Consider the following 22,428-nt stretch of genomic DNA (forward strand, 5'->3'; position numbering starts at 1 on the left):
GACCGTATCGGTACACTGGCGTATCGGTACGATGCCGTACCGATGAGTTTCGGCAGCCGGACGAGTCACCCGTACGTCCGGTTCAGCACCAGCACCAGCGAAAGGGCCGGGGGATGAATGCCCGCACCGAGCCTGCAGAAGCGGGGCCGAGCGCGACAGCGCGGCCGCCGCTCGTCCGGGAAATCCTGCTCGTCGTAGGACTCTTCCTCGTCTACAAGTTCGGCCGGCAACTGGCCACGGGCCACACCGCCGAGGCCTACCGCAACGCCGGTCGCGTGTGGGACTGGGAACGGACCCTGCATCTGCCGGGCGAGGGCTCGGTGCAGTCGCTGCTGCTGCACGGCGACACCCTGGCGCACATCGCCAACACCTACTACGCGACCGTCCACTTCCCGGCCACCGTCGCCTTCCTGGTCTGGCTGTACCTGAAGCGCCCCGCCCACTACGTCTGGGCCCGCCGCGTCCTGGCCGCCCTCACCGGCGCCGCCCTGGTGCTGCACCTAGTCTTCCCGCTGGCCCCGCCGCGGATGCTCGCGGCGGCCGGACTGGTCGACACCGCGAAGGTGTACGGCCCCTCCGTGTACGGCCCGCCGCAGACCGACACCCTCTCCAACCAGTTCGCCGCGATGCCCTCGCTGCACTTCGGGTGGGCCCTGATGGTGGCGATCGGCCTGATCGTGGCCACCCGCTCGCACTGGCGCTGGCTGTGGCTGCTGCACCCGCTGGTGACCCTGGTGGTCATCGTCGGGACGGCGAACCACTACTGGATGGACGCGCTCGTGGCCGCGGCCCTGCTCGGCATCGCGCTCGCGATCACTCACCCGCCGCACCGCACGGCCGCCACGGCGGGCCGGGCACAGGAGAAGCTCGCCCCGGCCGAACCGCAGGAGAACGTCCTGGTCGGAGCGGTCCGATGAACGCGACCCTGCTCGCCCTCGCCCTCTCCCTGCTCTCCTCCGTCGCCTACGCGGCCGCCGCCGTCGCCCAGGAGCGCCTCGCCTCCCGCAACCCCGGCTCCGGTGTGCTGCGGATGCTGGGCTCGGGTGCCTGGTGGGGGTCCGTCGGGCTCAACGCGGCGGCCGCGCTGCTGCATGTCGTCGCCCTCAAGTACGGCCCCCTGACCGTGGTCCAGCCGCTCGGCGCCCTCACCCTGGTCGCCGCGGTGCCGCTGGGCGCGCGGATCGCGGGGCGCCGGGTCAGCGCGACGGAATGGCGGGGCACGGCCTACACGCTGGCCGGTCTCGCCGCGATCCTGGTGGTGGCGTCGGGCTCCGAGCCCGGGAAGGTGCTGAGCACGTCCGAGGCGGTGGCGGTGGCGGCGGTGACGGCGGCCCTGATCGGTCTGCTGGCCCGCCCCGGCGCCCGGCCCGGCATACGGCACGCGTCGGCGTCCGGGATCGCCTCGGGGGTGGCCTCCGCGCTCACCCAGACCGTGACGGTGGCCGCGACGGACCGTTCCGAGTCCCTGCTCAGCGTCCAGGTGATCGGCGTGGCCCTGCTGGTCGCGGCCTTCGCCGCGGGCGGACTCCTGCTTTCCCAGACCGCCTACCGTGACGGCCTGGGCGCCCCGCTGGCGGTGGTGACCCTGGCCAACCCGGTGGCCGCGGCGATCATCGGCCTCTCCCTGCTGGGCGAGGGTCTGCGCGGCGGCGCGGCGGGAGTGCTGCTCGCCCTGGCGGGCGCGGGCCTGGCGGCCTGGGGTGTGGTGCTGCTGACCCGGACGGCCCCGGTGCCGGTGGACGACGACCACCCGGTGGCGGCGGTGCTGGCCCTGGAGCCGTCGACCGCGTCCGTGGAACCGTCCCTGCGGGACATGACAGTGCCCCGGCAGCCGGAGCCGGGGCACCTCACACCTCTGTAGGAACTCAGCTCTGCCGGAGGCTCAGCCGAACCCGCGGGCGTCCTGCTTCAGCGCCGTGTCGACCGTCAGCGCGGTGGCGACGACCAGGCTCAACAGCGGCTCGGGCAGCTGGTAGTGGATCTGCAGCACGTAGTTGTCCGCGGTCGTGAACATCGTCTTGGCGAGCCCCTCCCACGTCTTCGTGATCCGGGCGACCTCGTTCTCCGTGTGGTCGACGATCGCGAAGTTCCAGGCCCGCCAGTTCTCCGCCTTGATGGCCCCGACCCGCTGGCCGTTCACCATCAGCGCGAAGTTGATCTTCCCGATCATGTTCTGCTGGACGATCTCACCGACCGGCGAACCGTCCGGGCGCTCCACGATCACCCGCGACTTGAAGATCTTCCCCGGCCGGGTCAGCAGCATGACCGGCTGCCCGTGGGCGTCGCGGATCTCCAGCTTGATCTTCATGAACTGATCGATGCTGTAGAAGAACCGCACGATCTTGCGGAGGGCGCTCTGCCCGACCTGGCTGACGGAGCCGAGCTGGTTGCCGTTCTGGTCCATGACCTTGTACTCGTTGGTCAGCTCGATCAGCTTGGCCTTCTGGTTCACCACGAGCACCGGCTCGGAGAACAGCGTGCCGCCGCCCGCACCGCCCCCGGTGACCCCGGCCTGCTGCTGCACCTGACGCTGCACGCGCGGGTCCGGGCCGGCCGACTGCTGAGGCATCTGCGGTGCCTGCTGGACCGGCGGGGCCTTGACGGCTTGAGCCTGGGCCTGCCCCGCCCCCTGCTGGTCCTGGTGCGTGTGCGAGGTCCACTGCGCCCCGTCCCAGTACCGGAGCGTCTGGGCGGCTCCGTGCGGATCGGGGTACCAGCCTGCAGGTGTGTTCGAATGCGTGGTCACCGGGGCACACTACCCCGGGACCACCGCATTCCGGCCAGGTGAATTACCGCCCCCCCGTACGGCTTTACCTGGTGATGACGGCGGGGTCGCTCACCCCGGGGCGCCCGTTCTCGACATGTCCGGCGAATCGCCTGAGGAACGCCGTGTCGACGTCGGAGGTGACCGTGAGGTCGTACCAGCGACGGCTCTTGGCGAGGCGGAAGGTGTGCCGGACGGTGGCACCGGCCCGCACGGTGAAGGTCCTCGCGGGGTCGCCGTAGCCGCTCGCGACCTTCAGACGGGCCGTCGTGGAGCCCTTGTTGGTGAAGGTCAGCTCGACGTCGTCGCCTTCGTGGCGGGCGGTGACCTCGGGACCGGCGCTCTTGTTCGAGCCCTTGAAGACGCGCAGGAAGCCCGCCGGGCCGTGCACGGTCAGGTCGTACGACCCCTTGGAGTACGCCGAGTTCCAGGTGTCCGAGACGCTCTTGCCGGCCTCGGTGGTGTAACTCCAGGGCCCGTCGGCGCGGTTGCCGGAGGTCACCAGGAAGGCGGCGCCGGCCTTGGCGCCGGAGGCGAAGGTGAGTGTGAAGGTCCCGCTCTTCACGTCCACCGAACCGTCCACGCGCGGGGCGTACTTGAGCGGGCGGGCGGGGCGCAGGCCGCGCTCCTGCTTGGGCAGGGAGCCGACGGCGGGCGGGACGGGCACGTAGTCGGGGTGGCGCTCGCGGTCCGGCGGCGCGTAGCCGTCGGTGTCCGGGAGGGCGACCGGCCTGGTGTCCTTGCGGGAGAAGTCGAAGGCCGAGGTCAGGTCGCCGCAGACGGCGCGCCGCCAGGGCGAGATGTTGGGCTCGTGGACGCCGAAGCGCCGCTCCAGGAAGCGGATGATCGAGGTGTGGTCGAGTGTCTCGGAACAGACGTAACCGCCCTTGCTCCAGGGCGAGACGACGAGCATCGGCACGCGCTGGCCGAGGCCGTAGGGGCCGGCCGGGTGGTTGGCGTCGCCCTTGAACAGGTCGAGGGCGGGGTCGACCGTGGACTTGCCCTGGGCCGCGGAGCCGGGCGGGAAGGCGGGCACCACGTGGTCGAAGAAGCCGTCGTTCTCGTCGTAGGTGATGAACAGGGCCGTCTTCGCCCACACCTTCGGGTCGGCGGTGAGCGCGTCCAGGACCTGGGCGATGTACCAGGCACCGTAGTTCGCGGGCCAGTTGGGGTGCTCGGTGAAGGCCTCGGGGGCGACGATCCAGGAGACCTGGGGCAGCTTTCCGGCCTTCACGTCGGCCTTCAGCTGGTCGAAATAGCCCTCGCCCTTGGTGTAGTCCGTGCCGGTGCGGGCCTTGTCGTACAGCGGGTCGCCGGGCTTGGCGTTGCGGTACTGGTTGAAGTAGAGCAGCGAGTTGTCGCCGTAGTTTCCCCGGTAGGCGTCCGGGATCCAGCCCCAGGAACCGTTCGCGTCGAGGCCGTCGCCGACGTCCTGGTAGATCTTCCAGGAGACGCCGGCCTTCTCCAGTCGCTCGGGGTAGGTCGTCCAGCCGTAGCCGACCTCGTCGTTGCCGAGGACCGGGCCGCCGCCCTGGCCGTCGTTGCCCGTGTAGCCCGTCCACATGTAGTAGCGGTTGGGGTCGGTCGAGCCGATGAACGAGCAGTGGTAGGCGTCGCAGATGGTGAAGGAGTCGGCGAGGGCGTAGTGGAACGGGATGTCCTCGCGGTTCAGGTACGCCATCGTCGTGGAGCCCTTATTGGGGACCCATTTGTCGTACTTGCCCCCGTTGAAGGCGGCGTGTCCGTCGTTCCAGCCGTGCGGGAGGTCCTGGATGAACTGGAGCCCCAAGTCGTCGGCCTCGGGGCGGAACGGCAGGATCTCCTTGCCGTTCTTGTCCGTCTGGTGCCAGACCGGCTTGCCGTTCTCCAGCGTCACCGGGCGCGGGTCGCCGAAGCCGCGAACGCCCCTGAGCGAGCCGAAGTAGTGGTCGAAGGACCGGTTCTCCTGCATCAGGACGACGACGTGCTCGACGTCCTCGATCGTCCCCGTGCGGTGGTGGGCCGGGAGCGCGGCGGCGCGCTGGATGCTGTTCGAAAGAGCCGTGAAGGCGGTGGTGGCGCCCGCGAGCTGGAGGAATCTGCGCCGGTTGACGTCGGACATGAGTGAGGGACCTCTCAATCCTGCGCATCGATGGCCCGCATGTGACGGAAGGTGCGCGCAGCGAGTGTTCCAAGAGCAACAAACGTCAGGGAAGGGTGCGGTGGCGCTGATGTGAAAGTCGTGGGTACGGGAGGTGTGGCGGACCCCGATCTGGGGATGGTCGCGATCATGACAGCGACACCACATACGGACGCGCCACCCACCGAACGACCTGTACGGCAGCTCCTCGCCGCCTCCGTGGGCAATGCCGTGGAGTGGTACGACTGGTACGCCTACACGTTCTTGGCCACCTACATCGCCGGCGCGGTCTTCCCCAAGGGGGCGAACGACTCGCTGGTGCCCCTGCTGTCGACGTTCGCGGTGTTCGCGGTCGGCTTCTTCATGCGGCCGGTCGGCGGCCTGCTGATGGGGGCGATCGCGGACCGGCACGGGCGGCGCTCGGCGCTGACGGTCACCATTCTGCTGATGGGCGGGAGCAGTCTCCTGGTCGGGCTGACACCGACGTACGCGGCGGTCGGCGTCCTGTCTCCGGTCGTGCTGGTGCTCGCGCGCCTGCTCCAAGGGCTGTCCGTGGGCGGGGAGTTCGCGGCCTCGACGACCTTCCTGGTCGAGTCGGCGCGGCCCGGCCGACGCGGGCTGTTCTCCAGCTTCCAGTACGTGTCGACGACGGCCGGACAGCTTCTGGCCTCTGGGATCGCCACGCTGCTGGTGGACACGCTGGACGAGGGGCGGATGGACAGCTGGGGGTGGCGCGTCCCGTTCGCCCTCGGAGCCGTGCTGTCCCTGGTCGGGTTCTGGATCCGGCAAGGCGCGCAGGAGACGCGCAGCGAGGAGCAGCGGCGGGCGCCGCGTCCCGGTCTCCTCGAGGGCTTGCGGCGCCATCCGCGCGAGTCCCTGCTGATCTGCGGGATCACCATGGGCGGCACGATCGCGTACTACACGTGGACGTCTTATCTGCCGACGTACGCCGAACTGAACGCCGGTGTCGCCAAGTCGGACGCGTTGCTCGCGGGGACGATCTCGCTCGCCTTCTTCGGGGTGCTCCAGCCGCTCGGCGGGCTGTTGTCGGACCGCTTCGGGCGCCGGCCGTTGCTGCTGTTCTTCGGGCTGGGCTTCGCGCTGCTGAGTGTGCCGCTGCTGCACGCGCTGCGGGACTCCTTCGCGGTGCTGCTGCTCGTGCAGTGTGCGGGGATGGTGTTGCTGACCGGGTTCACGTCGATCAGCGCGGCGGTGAACGCGGAGGTGTTCCCGGCGCGGGTCCGGGCGGCCGGGATCGGGTTCCCCTACTCGCTGACGGTCGCGGTGTTCGGGGGGACGGCACCGTATGTGGGCACGCTGTTCAAGGAGTTGGGCCACGCGGGAGCGTTTCCCTGGTACGTGGCCGCCCTCTGCCTCGGCTCCTCACTGGTCTATCTGCGGCTCCCGGAGACCGCTCACGGAGAACTGCGCCGCTAGCGCCCGCTTCGCCACCGCCGTGCCCGACCTCAGCGCGGCCACCGGATCGGCGGCCTCGTCCAGCTCGATCAGGACCGTGTCCGCGCCGGGCGTCGCGGACATCGCGTCCGCCCAGCCCTCCCAGTCGACGATCCCCGTGCCCAACTCCGTCATGTACGGCTGCTGTCGGGCGTACACCGTCTCGTCGATCGTGAGGTGGACGTCGATCGGGGCGACCGCGTCCTTCCAGTGGGCCAGGGCCGTGCGCGGGGTGTGGCGCCGGGCCACCGCGACGGGGTCGCCGCCGCCCAGGGCGATGTGGCAGGAGTCGGGGCACAGCCAGACATAGCGCGGGTCGGTCAGGGCCATGAACAGGTCGATGTCCCGCTCGTACCACAGGGTGCTGTGGGACTCGGTGTGGAAGGCCAGCCGCACCCCGTACCGGGACACCGCCTCACCCACCGCGTGCGCGATGTCGGCCATGCGGGTCATGTAGGCGGCGTCGACGAAGAAGGGCGGGCGGGTGCCGTACGTCGCTCTCATCGGCAGTCCGGCGACGAGGACCTCGGCGCCCACCTCGGCGAGGAAGGCGGCGCGGCGCTCGGCGTCGGCGACGATCGCGGGGAGGTTGTCGCCGTGCCGCCAGTCGGGGGCGTCGCTGTCGGCGATGAAGGCGCTGACGACGGTCAGGCCCCGGCCGGTCAGTTCCCGGCGGAACGCCTGCGCGCTGCCGTACGCGCGCAGCGCCGAGTCGATGCCGCCGGGCGCGAATGTCAGCTCGATGCCGGTGACCTCGGTCTCGGCGAGCGTGTCCAGCACCCGCCGCCAGAAGCGGTCCGGATGATCCGCGGCCCAGTCGCGTACCGCGTCGGCGGAGTCGAGGTCCCAGAATCCGGGGTGGTAGAAGGTGACGACGTCCGTCGCGAAACGAGGGCTCATTCCGTTCCCCCGCGCGCGTTGTAGACGACGACCTCGTCGGACTCGTCAACGGCCTTGCGGTAGTCGCGGAACACCGCGAGCGCCTCGTCCCTGAGGACATCGCGCACGACCTCGATGCCTCGCGTCTCGAACTGCTCGGCCCAGTCCGCGCCGACCGGGCCCTCGTCGAAGGTGGTGATCTCCTCCAGTTCCGGGCCCTGACCCGCGACCACCAAGCCGCGCACCCCGGACCACATCGTGGCGCCGTAACACTGCACGCAGGGGCGCCAGTTGACGACCAGTTCGTGGGACGGCAGGCCGTCCCCGCCGAGGTCCCAGCTGCCGGTGGCGATCTGGGCGAGGCCGAGCGCGACGACCTCGGCGTGCGCGCTGGAGACTCCGGTGGACAGGACGACGTTCACGCCGACGGAGACGATCCTGCCGGACTCGCGCTCGGCGACGAGCGCGGCGAACGGACCGCCGTTGCCCTCGCGCCAGTTGCGGTCGGCGAGGCGGTGCACGAGACGCATCCGGTCCTCGCGGGAGGGTACGGCGGCGGGCGCGTCGGCGAGTTCGTCGTCGATCCAGGCGGGCAGGGCCACGCGGTATTCCCTGGCGATGTCGATCACGGTTCGGTTCCTCTCGGTGGTTCAGGTGCGTGCGGTGACGGCACGGGCGGCCCGTACCGCGGTGACGGCGCCGGTCAGGGTGACGTTGGCGGCCATCGCCGTGGGAACGACCCCGTTGCCCGCCAGGTACAGGTTGTCGAAGCCCCACACCCTCCCGTCCGGGTCGCACACGCCGGCGCCGTCGTCGGTGACGCCTGCCCGGACCGTGCCGGTCAGATGCAGCGACGAACCGGGCGGAAGCACCGCGGACTCGGTGGCGGGATCGAAGGGGCCGAACTCCTCGGCGAGGGACCGGACTTCGTCCAGCGCCCGCCGGATCAGCGCGCGGTCGGACTCGGAGTAGCCGAACTCGACGCGGATGCGGGGCAGTCCGGCCAGGTCGGTCTCGCGCGCCGAGAACACGAGCCGGTTCTGCGGGCGCGACTCGACGGGGACGTACAGCGACAGACCGACGGAGTGCGCGAGGGGCCGGCCGGCCCCGTCGACGTAGGTGCGGTTCATGATCTGGCCGTGGAAGGGCTGGTCGGGTCCGTTGCACGGCAGCCACAGCGAGTCCGTGCTGAACTCGCCGGGGCGCGGCAGGGGCAGGGCGTCGGGGTCCAGGCCGAAGCGGTCGAGGTCGAGCAGGACGCGGGCGGTGACGAAGGCGTGCTCGTTGAGCCGGCGGCCCAGGGCCTCGGGGCGGATGCCGGAGGCGTAGAGGAGTTGCGGGGTGCGCAGGGCGTCGGCGCACACCACCACGGTGCCGGCGCGGAGTTCGGTCTCGGTGCCGTCGGCGACGCGGCGCAGGCGGGCCCCGGTGACCCGGTCGGCGTCCCGGACGAGGGCGGTCACGAGGGTGCCGGTGAGCAGGGTGAAGGCGGGATCGCCGCCCCGCGCGAGTGCGGGGAAGATCGTTCCGGGTGCCGTGCGGGGCATGGGGCCCGAGGGTGTGGGGGTGACGGCCATGGGCATGGGCTGCGGGGCCCGGTCGGCCGGCCCGGCATCGCCGTAGCGTCGGCGCAGGACGTCGAGGACGAGTCCGCCGACCTTGGTCGGGCCGATCGCGGCGGGTGTGACGGCGAGCAGCCGGCGTGCGGTGTCGAGGTCGGCCGCCCAGGCGTCAGGGTCGCCGAAGTCGAAGACCTCGTCCCCGGCGGGCCACGGCGTGGCCGCGGTCCAGTGGACGCCCATGCCGCCCGCGTTCCAGGCGAGCGCGGCCTGCGGCATCGCCTCGGCGTCCTCGCCGAAGGCGAGCGCGTGGAACATGCCGGGGATGAGGTCGGGGAGGCTGCCGGCGACCTCACGGACCACCTCCGCTCCCGTGTACATGCCCTGGATGCCGGTGGCGACCTTGTCGTTGTAGCGGGACCACAGGTCGGGGTCGTCGAGGTCGTGGAGGTGCCGTCCCGGCGTGCCGCCGATCGGGCTGCCGCCGTCGGCCATGGTGATGTGCAGCGCGGGATCGCTCTCGCGCAGGAGGCGGGCCACGAGGGAGCCCATGATGCCGCTGCCCACGATGAGGACGTCGGTGCGGGGGGTGTGGGTCAAGTGGAGCTCCGGGTACGTGTGGTGTGGGGGTCAGTCGACCGGGACGAGCGGTCCGAACAGCTCGGTGTCCATGCGGTCCAGGGCGAGCTTCACCGCGCCGATGAGCGGGGCGTCGTGGCCGAGCGCGGTGGCCCGCAGTTCGACCGCGGGGGTGCGGGCGTCCCGCAGCGCGTCCCGCACCCGGGGCAGCAGGACGTCGGCCGCGTCCTCAAGACCGCCGCCGAGGACGATGAGTGAGGGGGCGACCGTCCAGGACAGGGTGGTGAGGATCGACGCGATGTTCTCCACGAACTCGTCGACCTCGGCGAGCGAGGCGGCGTCACCGTGGCGGGCCGCCTCGAACCGGGCCAGGGCGAGGGCGCGTTGGGCGGGCAGCGGTGAGGTCAGGGCGGCGACGGGCCGGTCCTCGACGGAGCCGGCCGGCATCGAGCGTGCCTCGACGATCTCGCCCGCGGCCCCGTCGAGCCCGCGGTGCACGGCCCCTCGGATGAGGATGCCGAGGCCGGTCCGGTTCCCGAGCATCGCCCAGACGACGTTGTCGTGATCGGCGGCCACTCCCCGCCAACGCTCCGCCAGCGCACCGAGGTTGGTGTCGTTGTCGGCGAACCAGGGCACCGGGACGCGCCGGGCCAGCTCCTCGGGCAGGTGCACGCCCTCCCAGCGCGTGGTGTGCACCAGGCGCCGTACGACCCCTTCGTCGTCGATGGCACCGCCACCGGCGACGGCCCCGGCGCGCAGCCGGTCCACCGAGCCGCCGGCGTCTTCGAGGGCCTGGAGGACGAGTGCGGCGGCGTCGTCGAGGGTGGTGCGCGGATCCTTGTAGGCGCGCAGCGGCCGGTGTGCCCGGCCGAGGATGTGGCCGCGCACGTCGGCGACAACGGCGGAGGCGTCGACGGTCGTGATGCGTACGGCGGCCAGCAGGGCGTGTTCTGCCCGCAGTTCGTAGCGGCGGGCCGGGCGGCCCGCGCAGCCGTTGTTCGGCACCCGGTCGAGTTCGGCGACCCAGCCCGCCTCGACGAGCGAGTCCAGGATCAGCTCGATCGTGCGCCGGGACAGACCGGTCTGCCCGGCGAGTTCGGTGAGTTTCCTCGGTCCCGACGACACGGCCAATGCCCGCAGGATCACGGAGGTGTTGACCCGTCGTACCGCGCTCTGGTTCATGCCGGCCGTCAGCACGGCTCCCCTCCCGTCACTGGGTCGTACCGGCACAGGGTGCCGGAGGCGCGTGACTCGTCGCCGGGCGTGCTCATCGCAGGCCCGTTCCCGCCACGCCCTGCACGAAGTACCGCTGCAGGAAGAGGAAGAGCACGAGCACCGGCAGCATCACGACGATCGCTCCGGCGAGGAGCAGGCCGTAGTCGGTGACGTGGGCCGCGGCCTGACTGGTGGCGGCGAGGCCGACCGGGAGGGTGTAGGTGGACATGCTCTGGGCGACGACCAGCGGCCAGACGAAGTTGTTCCAGGAGTTGAGGAACGACATGATCGTGATCGTGGCGACGGCGGGACCGGCCAGCGGCAGGAAGATCCTGAAGAAGATCCGGAACTCGCCCGCGCCGTCGATGCGGGCGGCTTCGAGGAGTTCGTCGGGGACCGACAGGGCGTACTGGCGCATGATGAAGACCGACAGCGGAAGCGCCGCGCCGGGCAGGGCGATTCCGGCGAGGGTGTCCGCGAGCCCCAGGTCGACCGTGATCACGAACTGGGTGACGAACACCGCGGTGAACGGCACCATCATCGCCGCCATGACCGCGCCGAACGCGAGCCTGCGCCCGGCGAAGTCGAGCTTGGCGAGCGCGTAGCCGGCGGCCGACGCCGCCACGATGTTCCCCGTGACCACGATCAGCGCGACGACGACGCTGTTGACCACGAACCGGCCGAAGCCCTGGGTCTCGAAGAGCCGGGTGAAGTTGCCGAAGGTGAGGTGGTGCGGGAGCAGAGCCCCGGGGTCGGAGCGGATCTCGTCCAGGCTGCGCAGCGATCCGCTCACACCCCATGCGAAGGGCAGCATGGTGAGCAGGGCGCACAGCACCAGGGCGGCGTACATCACGGGGCGGGCGGTACGGCTCATGTGCGGGACCTCAGCAGCCGGAACTGGACGACGCTCACCACGGTCACCAGCGCGAGCGTCACGAAGGACGCCGCCGAGGACATCCCGAACTCGCCCGCCCCGAACTGGCGGTAGGTGTACAGCGCGACCGACTCGGTGGAGCCGAGCGGGCCGCCGCCGGTGAGGAGGTAGGGCTCGTCGAAGACCTGGAGGTAGAAGACGGTCAGCAGGACGGAGACCATGAGGGTGGTGGGCAGCAGCAACGGCAGGGTGATGTACCGGAGTTGGCGCCACCGGCCGGCCCCGTCCAGGGCGGCGGCCTCGTACACGTCCCGCGGGACGGCCTGGAGACCGGCGAGGAACAGCACCATCGCGATACCGAAGTTGCGCCAGACGCCGAGCAGGATGACCACCGGCATGGCCAGGTTCGGGTCGTCCAGCCAGTTCGGTCCGGCGAACCCCACCGCCCCGAGCAGCTTGTTCACGGTGCCGTCCATGTGAAAGGCGTACTGCCAGATCAGCGCGACGGCGACGACGTTCGTGACGACGGGCGCGAAGAAGACGGTGCGCAGGACACCGCGCAGCCGGCTGATGCCGGAGTTCAGCGCGAGGGCCAGCGTGAAGCCGATGCCCATCGTCAGGGGCACGCCCACGGCCACGAAGAGGGCGGTGTTGAGGATGTCCCGTACGAAGGTCTCGTCCTGGAACAGCCGGAGGTAGTTCTCGACTCCGGTGAAGTCGACGGCGAACGGGGTGCGCAGGTCGGCACCGCGGATGTCGGTGAGGCTCAGGGCGAGGGCGGCGACGGTGGGGATCGCCGTGTAGACCAGGAAGACGAGGGCGAACGGGGCGAGGAACAACCAGGCGACGGCGGCGCGGCGGGCTCGGGACGCCCTGCGTGCGGCCGTCTTCGGTACGGCCGTGGCCTTCCCGGCGGCCGGTACGGCGCTCGCGGTCATCGTTTCGTGCCCGTGCCGACGCTCTCGGCGTACGCCTGGATGTTCGCGGCGGCCTTCGCAGCGGTCTCCTTGCCCTTGGCGACGGCCTCCATCTCCTTGCCCAGCCGGGTCGCGACCTGCTGCCAGGTGCTGACCTGCGGGAACGCCCGCGTGTTCTTGAGCTGGGCGAGAAAGGCGGCCATGAGCGGCTGCCCCTTGATGGCCGGGTCGTCCCAGGCGGAGATGACGGCCGGCAGCGAGCTGTACGCCTTGTACTGCGCGACCTGGGTGGCGGGCTTGGCCAGATACCGGACGAGCTTCCAGGCGGCGTCCGCGTTGGCGCTGTCGGCGAGGACGCCCCAGGTGCCGCCCGCGGAGAAGGACACGCTGCCCGACGCTCCGGCGGGCAGCGGAGCGGTGGCGACATGGGAGGCGGTCCAGCCGCTCTTCTTGGCGGCGGTGTCGAGCTGGCCGATGACCCACGGCCCGGTGATCATGCTCGCGGTCTTGCCGGAGACGAAGTACGGCTGTGCGTCGAGGAAGGTCGGCCCACTGGTGTCGGCGGTCCCCGAGGTGAAGAAGGACGCGTTGTACGTCAGCGCGTCGACCATCTGGGGCGTGTTGAGGTTCCACTTGCCGGCGGAGGTGACGAGTGACCCTCCGGCCTGCCAGGCGTACATGGCGACGTCCTGGCCGTTGAAGATGTCCCACCCGATGTCGGCCCCGAGCGCGTGGCCCGCACCGGCACCCTGGAGGGCCTTGAGGAAGGGCTCCATGCCGGCCCACGTGGTCGGCGCCTCGACGCCCGCCTTCTTGGCCAGATCCGATCGGTAGACGAGCGCGTACGTGTACGCGTACCAGGGCACCGTGTAGGCCACGTCGTCCGCGACCCCGGCGTCCCAAAGGCTCTTGAAGAAGCTGTTCGGATCCACCAGGCCGTCCGGCACGGGCCGCAGGGTCGACGAGTCCAGGAACTGTGCCTGCGACTCGGGGAAGAACTGGGCGACGTCCGGTCCCTTGCCCGCCGCGATCGCCGCCTGGAGCTTGGTGTAGTACTCCGCGTTCGGGATCAGCGTGGTCTTCACGACCAGGCCGGGATTGGCGGACTTGAACGGCTTGACGACCGTGCCGAGCACGTCGGCGTCGCCCTGGGCGGCCCAGACGTTCAGGGTGCCGGTGGCCGGGGACGCGTCGACCTTCTCGGCGGTGCCGGCGGCGGCCGCGGTGTCGTGGCGCCCGCAGCCGGTCAGGGGAAGCGCGCTGCCGGCGGCCAGGCCGGCGGTCAGCCGCAGGGCGGCGCGGCGGGAGATGTTGGGCACGGAGGACTCCTGTCACACGAGGTGCCTCACGGGGGCGGAGGTCAGTGACGTGATGTGCCCAGACGCTATGAACCGCGTGTTTCGGCCACGTGGCGGTCCTCGCGCTGAATAATTTCGGAACTTGTAGCGAAATCGGCTGGGGGTGTCGACCGCGCCTCGATGCCGGCGTCCGACGGGCGACGACGGGCGCCGGTCCGTCGTCGCCCGTCGTCGGGATCCTCCTCACACGGCGATGATCTGCCACTGCTCCTCGGGCGCGCGGCTGTAGGTGAACTGGTTGATGTTGGCGCCGTCGGCGGTCGAGCCCCCGTCGACGTTGAGGGACAGCCCGCTGAACCGGTTGGTGAGGTAGTAGTAGCCATCGCCCGTGGGCGTGACCGCCCAGTGCTGCTGGGGAACGTTGTTGTCGGCGTAGATCGCGACGTTTCCGCCGTCCACCCGCGAGAGTCCGGCCACCTCCATCAGCTTGCCGCTGTTCACGTTCTTGATCTCGTAGTAGCCGTCGCCGGTGGAGGCGAAGGTCCACTTCTGCGCGGTGTTGTTCAGCCACGGCCACTGCTGGATGTTGGTGCCGTTGGCGGTGCCGAAGTTGAACACGTCGACGACCTTGCCGCTCTTGCGGTTGACGATGCGGTAGACCGTGCCGTCCCCCGGGAGGACTCTTGACACCAGAGCCGGCTTGGCGGTCCGGCCACCGATGTGGAGGCCGCCGATGTTGGCGTAGCCGCCCGTGGCAGCGTTGGCCTGGAGCCGTACGAAGCCCACGTTCCGGGCGGGCCATTCGGCCACCTTGGTGGCGCGGTCGCCGGCCCAGGTGCCGGTGGCGACCTGGGTGAAGTTCGTGCCGTCGGTGCTGGTGGAGATGGTGTAAGAGGTGATGTCCCCGTCGGTGGTGTTGCTGCGGTTCCACTGCTTGGGCAGGTACTCCAGGGTGGAGACGTTGCTCCACACCCCGCCCAGGTCGACCGTGATCGAGTGGGGCAGGGCCGGGGACAGGCCCCAAGTGGACCAGCAGGTCTCGTAGTTCCTGTCGCTCAGTCCGTCGATGGCGTTGAGGGGTCCCTCGCCGGTGCGGAATGCGGTCGCATAGGCGCTGACCGGTGTGACGGGGTGCTCGGCGCGCAGCATCTGCGCCGGCAGTGGCGGGCGGGAGGTGTCGGGGTTCCAGGCCGCGCCGACTTCGGCGAGCCGGTTGACGATGTTGGTGTCGAGCCTGCCGTTCCGGTTGGGCGGGCAGTTCAGGATGAAGGAGGTGTACTTCGGTTCCAGGTCCGCCAGATGGGAGAGAATCGCGTCCTTGCTCATCAGGCTCTCGGTCGGCGTGGCCGGATGCCAGAACCAACCGTTGCTGATCGTCTGCCCCTGTGTGGCGGCGTAGGTGTTTCCGGCGGGCGCGCTGACGCCCAGCGGCTCCTCGAAATAGATCGCGTCACCGAGGAACGGCACTGACAGCGCACCGTGGTCGATCATGACGATGTCCGGCTGGAGCGACTTCACATGCTCGCGGATCCGCTGGTAGGAGACGGCCTGCTGGCCCATCTGCCACGCGTAGCCGTCGGTGATGAAGAGGTCGACAGTGCCGTAGTTGGTCAGCAGTTCGGTGATCTGGCCGAGGATGAAGGTCATGTCGCCGGGCTGGATGGCATCCGTGGTGTCGAGCCCGGACACCTTGTGCCGGCTCTCCCACGCCTCGACGCCGAAGGTGCGGTCCCATATCGAGTAGTAGAGTCCGACCTTCAGTCCCTTGGCCCGGAAAGCGTCGCAGTACGCCTTCACCACGTCCTGCTTGTAGGAGCTGTTGGCGACGTTCTGGGTGCCGTAGGCGCTCGGCCACAGGGCGAAGCCGTCGTGGTGCTTGGTCGTCAGGATGCCGTAGCTCATCCTGGCCGCAGCGGCGGCGTCCGCCCACTGGGCACAGTCCACGGCCGTGGGGGCGAACAGAGCGGGGTTCTGGTTCGGCGCCGCCCACTCCTCGTTGGTGAAGGTGCCGAGGTTGAAGTGGTTGAACATGCCGAACCGCATGTCGACGAGCTTGCTGAGGTTGGTCTGCAGGTCCGCGGCGGCCGCCTCAGGGAGCAGGCGGGAGAAGCCGGGGAGCACGGGCAGCGCGCTCGCGGCCACAGCGGCGCCCGCGGCGCTCAGCAGGGTGCGACGGGACAGTCTTCTCTCTGATGACATGGGTGTACTCCCGGTCGGGTGGCTGTGATGTGTGAGGTGGTGGAGGCGGCGGGCAGGCCCGAAGGCGCGCCCGCCGCGGCCGCCGCTCAGGACGGAGCGGGACTCACAGGGCGGTGAAGGTCCACTGCAGGTTGGTGCTGCTGCCGTAGGTCCACTGCTTGGTGATCGAGCCCGAGGTGACGTTGCCACCGCCGTCGAGGACCAGGCCGGTGGTGCGGTTGGCGATCGTGTAGCTGTTGCCGCCCCGGGAGGTGATCTTCCACTGCTGGTTGGGGCCGCCGTTCCAGGGCGCCTGCTGGGCCGGGGAGCCGTCGGCGGTGTTGCCCCAGCCGTCGGCGACCATGCCGTTGGTGCGGTTGACCAGCTTGTAGTAACCGCCGCCCACGTCGACCGCCTGCCACTGGAGGTTGTTGCTGGAGTCCCAGCTCCACTGCTTGAGGTTGGATCCGGAGGCGACGTTGCCGCCGCTGTCCAGGGCGAGGCCGTCGGTGACGTTGGTGATCCGGAAGTACCTCGACGGGTTGAACTGGACCCTGAGCGAGGTGATCTGGTCGTTGTTGCCGGTGACCCTGAGGTCGGGGTTGTCGGCCGTGAAGGTCCAGGCGGTGCCGGTGAAGTTGTCGCCGGAGTAGCCGATCACCTGGTAGCCGGGGGCCGGACGCAGGCTGGAGATGGTGCGGGTGCCCAGTCCGGCCGCGCTCAGGTCGGCCGCGGTGTGGTCGCCGACGGGCAACGGGGCCGAGCCGCCGGTGTAGTTGACGTCCGTGAAGGCGGCGGCGCCGGCGAGCGGCAGCAGGGTCGGGATGGTGCCGGAGAAGGCCAGCTTCAGGACGTAGGCGCCCGCGCTGTACGGCGCCGAGGAGGGCAGGGTGACCGTGAGGCCGGAGGAGGTCTGCGTGGGCGCGGGCAGGTCGATGTAGGTGCCGGCGGTGGAGCCGAGCAGCTTCACCGAGGTCAGCGAGGAGAGGTTGACGCGGTCCGAGCTGAGCGTCTTGATCGTGACCGAGCTGCCGGGCCAGCCCAGGACGGTGGCGTACAGGACGTTGCCCGCCTTGTTGCGGGTGAAGCGGATGTCCTGCGCGGTGCCGGCCGTCGGCGTGGTGAAGGCGCCGCCGCCCATCTTCGTCGGGCCTTCGCCGTACACGGTCCAGGCGCGGGTCGAGTACACCGACTCGCCGAAGCGCTTCAGGTAGTCACCCATGCCGAGAAGGATGTCCTTCTGCGCCTGGGGGATGGTGCCGTCGGCCATCGGCGCGATGTTCAGCAGCACGTTGCCGTTCTTGCTGACCCGGTCGAGGAACGAGTGAAGCATCTGCTGGCTGCTGTAGTAGCCGATGCCCTGCGTGTAGCACCAGCTGGAGCTGGAGATGCTGTCGTCGGTCAGCCAGTACGGGCTGGTGAGGTCGCCCGGCCCGCCGCGCTCGTAGTCGAAGACCTCGCCCTTGCCGTTGAAGCCGTCCTTGTAGGTGGCGACGACCTCACGGCCCCAGGCGTTGGCCTGGTTGTAGTAGTAGGACAGGAAGTTCAGGCGCTGCGTCTCGTCGACCGCGTCCAGTTTGAAGTCCTGCCACAGGATGTCCGGTTGCGCGAGGTCGATGACTTCCTTGAGCTTGTCGTACCAGAGCTGGTTCTCCGCGGCCGCACCGAGCTGACCGTAGAGCTTCTTGAGGCTGGGGTCGCTCTGGGCGGGGGCGAACTCGTAGAAGCCGTTGTAGTGGTACGCGTGGTGCATGGCGACCAGCAGCTTGAGGCCCTTGGCCCGGATCGCCGTGGTGAACAGCTGCAGCAGGTTGAGCTTCGGGCCCTTGGCGACCGAGTTCCACTCGTTGACCTGGCTGTTCCACATGGAGAAGCCGTCGTGGTGCTCGGCGACCGGCCCCGCGAACCTCGCGCCCGCGTCGACGAAGAGCTGCGCCCACTCGTCGGGGTCGAAGTTCCCGCCGGCCGACTTCAGCTTGGGCGCGAACTGCACGAAGTTGCCCGCCAGGTCCTTCGCCCCGTTGATGAAGTTGTGGTACGGCCATGCCGAGGGCTGGCCGTAGGTCGCGATGTGGTGCTGGTTGACGCTGTCGCCCGCCTGATACATGGTCCGCGGATACCACTCGTTGCCGAAGGCGGGAACGCTGAAGACGCCCCAGTGGAAGTAGATCCCGAACTTCGCGTCCTGGAACCACTCCGGAGCCGGCGGGTGCTGATCGACCGAGTTCCAGTCGGGTGTGTAGGTGCTCGGTGCCGCCTGGGCGACCCCGGCGCCCAGGCCGCCCCCGGCTATGGCTGCCGCCGCCACACAGGTGGCGGCGGACAGGAACTGGCGTCTGTTGAGCGAACGCGACATGAGGACATCCCTGAGGTAGGGGCGAGGGGGACGGGGGGAGACGCGGGACGCCGACGGTTCTGGAGCGTCGGAGGTTACGCATGAAGTTCGACCATGTGACGCGCTGATGTCAACGGGTGCGCAGGGATGAAAACCCGTATCCGCGTGGGGTTTTGCCCATATATGAGCGGTATCAGCGCATTGCTACAGCGCCAAACATGGCATGTCTGGGGGTCCGGCAAAGGATGCGTCACCACACGGGCAGCCCACAGGCAAGCCGTCAGTCCATCACGAGTGCGCATCATTGATGGGATGGATCTACTACGCAGGAAGGCCATCTCCAGCACTTTTGCCGCACCCTCTAGACAACCTCACTTCCCTCGCCCTATAAACATCCCATCTCTCCGCCGACGACACACAGCCGTCGCATCGGCGTAACAACCCCGCTCCGGGACCAGCGCGAGGAAGTACCCATGAGACTCAGAACCGCACTCGGCTCCACCGCCTCCGTCTTCTGCGCACTGGCGCTGCTCAGCGCCTGCAGCAGCGGCTCCGGCACCACCGCCTCGTCGAGCGGCAAGCCGCTCGTGGGCGTCGACTACCCGCGGTCCGACACCGACTTCTGGAACTCGTACATCAAGTACACGCCCCAGTCGGCCAAGGAGCTGGGGCTGGACCTGAAGACCACGAACTCCCAGAACGACGTCGCCAAGCTCACCGCCAACGCGCAGACGTTCATCAGCCAGGGCGTCAAGGGCATCGCGATGGCCCCGCAGGACACCGCCGCCATCGCGCCGACGCTGGCGCAGCTGGAGGCGAAGAAGATCCCGGTCGTCACCGTCGACACCCGGCCCGACAGCGGCAAGGTGTTCATGGTGGTGCGGGCCGACAACCGCGCCTACGGCGAGAATGCCTGCCAGTACCTCGGCACCAAGCTCGGCGGCAAGGGCAAGGTCGTGATGCTGGAGGGCGGCCTCGACTCCATCAACGGCCGTGACCGCACCGAGGCGTTCAACGACTGCATGAAGAAGAACTACCCCGGCATCAAGGTGTTCGGCGAGGCCACCAACTGGGACGGCGCGGTCGCCGCACAGAAGCTCCAGACCGACCTGACCGCCAACCCGGACATCAAGGGCGTCTACATGCAGTCCAGCTTCGCCCTGGCCGGCACGCTCCAAGTCCTCAAGCAGAAGGGCCTGTTGGTCGACCCGAAGGACAAGAAGCACGTCTTCGTCGTGTCCAACGACGGCATCCCCGAGGAGCTCAAGGACATCGCCGCCGGCCACATCGACGCCACCGTCTCCCAGCCCGCGGACCTGTACGCCAAGTACGCCCTGTACTACCTCAAGGCCGCGATAGACGGAAAGACGTTCAAGCCCGGCAAGACCGACCACGACAGCACCATCATCCAGGTCCGCGACGGCCTCCTGGAGGACCAGCTCTCCGCTCCCCTGGTCACCGTCGACGGCGGCACCTACGGCGGCGTGCCCAGCGTCAAGAGCGACGACACCTCCCTGTGGGGCAACAACCTCGGCTGACCGGCCCTCTCTGGCATCCAACGGCTCACCACTACAAGGCGGTTGAAATGAGCGACGGGGAGCGAGCAGTCACCCCCGCGCCCGCCCCGGCGGACGACGGACGGGCCCCCGCGACCCCGCCCGTCGTCGAGGCGACGGGCATAGTCAAACGATTCGGTCCGACCGTGGCCCTGAACGGCGCCCGGATCACCATCCGGCCAGGCGAGACCCACGCGCTCGTCGGCCGCAACGGAGCCGGCAAGTCGACCCTGGTCTCCGTCCTGACGGGCCTGCACGCCCCCGACGAGGGCACGGTCACCTTCGGCGGCGACCCCGCTCCCCGGCTCAGCGACCGCGACGCCTGGCGCCGGCGCGTGGCCTGCGTCTACCAGAAGTCGACGATCATCCCCACGCTGACGGTCGCCGAGAACCTGTTCCTGAATCGGCACCACCACGGCCGGGGCCGGCTGATCACCTGGACCGGCCTGCGCCGCCAGGCCCAGGAACTGCTGTCGACCTGGTCGGTGGACGTCGACCCGCAGTCCCCCGCCGGCGAACTCAGCGTCGAGCAGCGGCAGTTCGTCGAGATCGCCCGGGCGCTGTCCTTCGGGGCCCGGTTCATCATCCTCGACGAGCCCACCGCACAGCTCGACGCGGCGGCGATCAACCGGCTCTTCGACCGCATCCGCGACCTGCAACGCCAGGGCGTGACCTTCCTGTTCATCAGTCACCACCTGCAGGAGGTCTACGAGATCTGCGACATGGTGACGGTCTTCCGCGACGCCCGGCACATCGTCACCGCCCCCGTCGCGGACCTCCCCCGCACCGAGCTGGTCGCCGCCATGACCGGCGAGGCCGCGGCCGACCGGCAGCAGGTGCGCTCGAGCACCCTCGACCCCGCCGCGGCCCCCGCGCTGTCCGTGCGGGATCTGGGCAGGGACGGCACGTACGAAGACGTCACCTTCCAGGTGGGCGCCGGAGAGATCGTCGGCCTCGCCGGCGCCGCCGCCAGCGGACGCACCGAGGTCGCCGAGACCGTCGTAGGGCTGTGGGCGGCCGCCACCGGCGAGGTGGAGATCGCCGGGCGGCGGCCCTGTCCGGGCAGCGTGCCCGCCGCGCTCGCCGCCGGCGCCGGGTTCGTCCCCCAGGACCGGCACCACCAGGGCTTCGTGCCCGACATGTCGATCGCCGACAACGCCACCCTGTCCGTGCCCCACCGGCTCGGCAGGAACGGCCTCCTCAGCCGTGACCGACGCGACCGGCTCGCCGACAACATGATCGAGAAGCTGGCGATCAAGACGCCGGGCCCCGATCTGCCCGTCTCCTCCCTGTCCGGAGGCAACCAGCAGAAGGTCGTCATGGCCCGCGCCCTGGCCGACGACCCGCGGCTGCTGGTCCTGATCAACCCGACCGCGGGCGTGGACGTGCGCTCCAAGGAGTTCCTCCTCGGCAAGGTCGAGGAGACCGCCCGGACCGGCACCGGAGTGCTCATCGCCTCCGACGAACTCGACGACCTGCGGATGTGCGACCGGATCCTGGTGATGTTCCAGGGCCGGGTCACGACCGAGATATCCCGCGGCTGGCACGACCACGACCTCGTGGCCGCGATGGAAGGAGTGGACCTCAATGCCTGAAACCGTCCTCGCGGACACAGCCGCCAAGGCCGCGGAACCGAAGCAGAGGCGCACCGCGCTGCTCGGCGGCCGGATCCCCCTGGCCCGGCTGCGCGACCTCGCCCTCGTCCCCGCGATCGTCGTCATCGCGATCGTCGGCCAGATCGTCAACCCGGTCTTCCTGCAGACGGACAACCTCATCAACGTCCTGCAGACGATGTCCGAGATGGCCCTGCTGGTCCTCGCCCAGACGATGATCCTCATCGTCAAGAAGATGGACCTGTCGCTGGAGTCCACCATGGGCCTCGCGCCCGGTGTCGCGGCCTGGCTGGTCGTGCCGGCCGGCGCCGGACACGGACTCGGCCTGCTCTCCGGCGCCTGGGCGATCCCCGTCACCCTGGCCGTGGGCGTGCTCGTCGGCGTGATCAACTCACTGCTGATCATCCGCTTCGGCCTCAACGGCTTCATCGTCACCCTCGGCATGCTGATCGTGCTGCGCGGCATCCTCACCGGCATCTCCGGCGGCCAGACGTTCTTCCAGCTGCCGCAGTCGATGCTCTACCCCGGCACCGCGCAGTGGCTCGGCATGCCCGCCTCCATCTGGATCTGCCTGGCCCTGTTCGCCGTCGCCATCGTGGTCCTCGGCTGGACCAGCTTCGGCCGCTCGCTGTACGCCATCGGCGGCAACGTCGACGCGGCGAAGGCGGCCGGCATCCGCACCGACCGGGTGCTGTGGATCGTCATCGTCACCGGCAGCGTGCTCGCCGCGGTCGCCGGACTGCTGCTCTCCGGACGGCTGGCCTCCGTCGCCTCCGCGCAGGGCAACGGCTACATCTTCACCGTGTTCGCCGCCGCCGTCATCGGCGGGATCAGCCTCAACGGCGGCAAGGGCACCATGTTCGGCGCGTTCTGCGGCATCCTGCTGCTCTTCATGATCCAGAACGTGCTCACGCTCGGCGGCGTCCCCGCCCAGTGGATCGGCGCCCTCAACGGCCTGATCATCCTGGTCGCCCTCGCCATCTCCCGGATCACCGGCGGCAAGGTCCAGGACTGACCCGGGCGGCCGTCGCCGCCCGCCCCGCGCCGCGTTCACCGTTCGTCGCAAGGGGCCCGATTCCCCCTTGCT

17 protein-coding genes are annotated in these 22,428 nt (G+C 69.9%); 6 read left to right on the top strand and 11 right to left on the bottom strand.

Annotated elements, in window-relative coordinates:
* The first annotated feature begins 113 nt into the window (after positions 1 to 113).
* Positions 114 to 917 carry a phosphatase PAP2 family protein gene (locus D1369_RS05850; RefSeq protein ID WP_007386077.1) on the top strand — a complete coding sequence of 268 codons (804 nt, stop codon included), beginning with the start codon at positions 114 to 116 and terminating at the stop codon, positions 915 to 917.
* On the top strand, positions 914 to 1,861 hold the full coding sequence (locus D1369_RS05855) for a hypothetical protein (protein WP_007386076.1): 948 nt from the start codon (positions 914 to 916) through the stop codon (positions 1,859 to 1,861). The genes D1369_RS05850 and D1369_RS05855 overlap by 4 nt, the downstream gene beginning before the upstream one ends.
* A gap of 21 nt (positions 1,862 to 1,882) precedes the next feature.
* On the opposite strand, the gene D1369_RS05860 is transcribed toward D1369_RS05855, so the two are convergent.
* The gene (locus tag D1369_RS05860) at positions 1,883 to 2,746 is read right to left on the bottom strand and encodes a phospholipid scramblase-related protein (RefSeq protein WP_007386075.1); all 864 of its coding nucleotides are present in this window, start codon (positions 2,744 to 2,746) and stop codon (positions 1,883 to 1,885) included.
* A 64-nt stretch (positions 2,747 to 2,810) separates the two neighbouring features.
* The gene (locus D1369_RS05865; protein ID WP_007386074.1) at positions 2,811 to 4,865 is read right to left on the bottom strand and encodes a phospholipase C, phosphocholine-specific; all 2,055 of its coding nucleotides are present in this window, start codon (positions 4,863 to 4,865) and stop codon (positions 2,811 to 2,813) included.
* 156 nt (positions 4,866 to 5,021) lie between these two features.
* Here D1369_RS05865 and D1369_RS05870 point away from each other — a divergent pair, with 156 nt between their 5' ends.
* Positions 5,022 to 6,320, top strand: coding sequence for an MFS transporter (locus D1369_RS05870; RefSeq protein ID WP_007386073.1), 1,299 nt, complete (start codon positions 5,022 to 5,024; stop codon positions 6,318 to 6,320).
* Here the strand turns inward: D1369_RS05870 and D1369_RS05875 are convergent.
* From D1369_RS05875 to D1369_RS05915, 9 genes are all read right to left on the bottom strand, one after another.
* Complete coding sequence (locus tag D1369_RS05875; protein WP_007386072.1) at positions 6,267 to 7,238, bottom strand: sugar phosphate isomerase/epimerase; 972 nt, start codon at positions 7,236 to 7,238, stop codon at positions 6,267 to 6,269. The genes D1369_RS05870 and D1369_RS05875 overlap by 54 nt on opposite strands.
* Complete coding sequence (locus D1369_RS05880) at positions 7,235 to 7,846, bottom strand: nucleoside deaminase (protein ID WP_007386071.1); 612 nt, start codon at positions 7,844 to 7,846, stop codon at positions 7,235 to 7,237. Before D1369_RS05880 ends, D1369_RS05875 begins: the two co-directional genes overlap by 4 nt.
* A 21-nt stretch (positions 7,847 to 7,867) precedes the next feature.
* Positions 7,868 to 9,376, bottom strand: coding sequence for a GMC oxidoreductase (locus tag D1369_RS05885; protein WP_007386070.1), 1,509 nt, complete (start codon positions 9,374 to 9,376; stop codon positions 7,868 to 7,870).
* 30 nt (positions 9,377 to 9,406) lie between these two features.
* Entirely contained in the window at positions 9,407 to 10,552 is a 1,146-nt protein-coding gene (locus D1369_RS05890) for an ROK family transcriptional regulator (RefSeq protein ID WP_007386069.1), read from the bottom strand.
* Between the two features lie 70 nt (positions 10,553 to 10,622).
* A complete protein-coding gene (locus D1369_RS05895) occupies positions 10,623 to 11,444 on the bottom strand; it encodes a carbohydrate ABC transporter permease (RefSeq protein ID WP_007386068.1) in 822 nt (273 codons plus the stop codon).
* Positions 11,441 to 12,382 (bottom strand): sugar ABC transporter permease, encoded by a 942-nt coding sequence (locus D1369_RS05900; protein WP_007386067.1) that lies wholly within the window; start codon positions 12,380 to 12,382, stop codon positions 11,441 to 11,443. The genes D1369_RS05895 and D1369_RS05900 overlap by 4 nt, the downstream gene beginning before the upstream one ends.
* Entirely contained in the window at positions 12,379 to 13,680 is a 1,302-nt protein-coding gene (locus tag D1369_RS05905; RefSeq protein ID WP_118082307.1) for an extracellular solute-binding protein, read from the bottom strand. Before D1369_RS05905 ends, D1369_RS05900 begins: the two co-directional genes overlap by 4 nt.
* A 222-nt stretch (positions 13,681 to 13,902) precedes the next feature.
* On the bottom strand, positions 13,903 to 15,858 hold the full coding sequence (locus D1369_RS05910; RefSeq protein WP_162951000.1) for an RICIN domain-containing protein: 1,956 nt from the start codon (positions 15,856 to 15,858) through the stop codon (positions 13,903 to 13,905).
* Between the two features lie 103 nt (positions 15,859 to 15,961).
* Positions 15,962 to 18,193, bottom strand: coding sequence for an alpha-L-fucosidase (locus D1369_RS05915; RefSeq protein WP_037902065.1), 2,232 nt, complete (start codon positions 18,191 to 18,193; stop codon positions 15,962 to 15,964).
* Positions 18,194 to 18,645: 452 nt separating this feature from the next.
* On the opposite strand from D1369_RS05915, the gene D1369_RS05920 reads away from it, so the two are divergent.
* From D1369_RS05920 to D1369_RS05930, 3 genes are read left to right on the top strand one after another with little or no spacing between them, the layout of a single operon-like run.
* Positions 18,646 to 19,710 (top strand): sugar ABC transporter substrate-binding protein, encoded by a 1,065-nt coding sequence (locus D1369_RS05920; RefSeq protein WP_007386064.1) that lies wholly within the window; start codon positions 18,646 to 18,648, stop codon positions 19,708 to 19,710.
* A 47-nt stretch (positions 19,711 to 19,757) separates the two neighbouring features.
* Complete coding sequence (locus tag D1369_RS05925) at positions 19,758 to 21,323, top strand: sugar ABC transporter ATP-binding protein (protein ID WP_118082308.1); 1,566 nt, start codon at positions 19,758 to 19,760, stop codon at positions 21,321 to 21,323.
* Positions 21,316 to 22,356 carry an ABC transporter permease gene (locus tag D1369_RS05930; protein WP_007386062.1) on the top strand — a complete coding sequence of 347 codons (1,041 nt, stop codon included), beginning with the start codon at positions 21,316 to 21,318 and terminating at the stop codon, positions 22,354 to 22,356. The genes D1369_RS05925 and D1369_RS05930 overlap by 8 nt, the downstream gene beginning before the upstream one ends.
* Positions 22,357 to 22,428: the final 72 nt, after the last annotated feature.

It is taken from the genome of Streptomyces sp. CC0208 (assembly GCF_003443735.1).
Classification (GTDB): domain Bacteria; phylum Actinomycetota; class Actinomycetes; order Streptomycetales; family Streptomycetaceae; genus Streptomyces; species Streptomyces sviceus.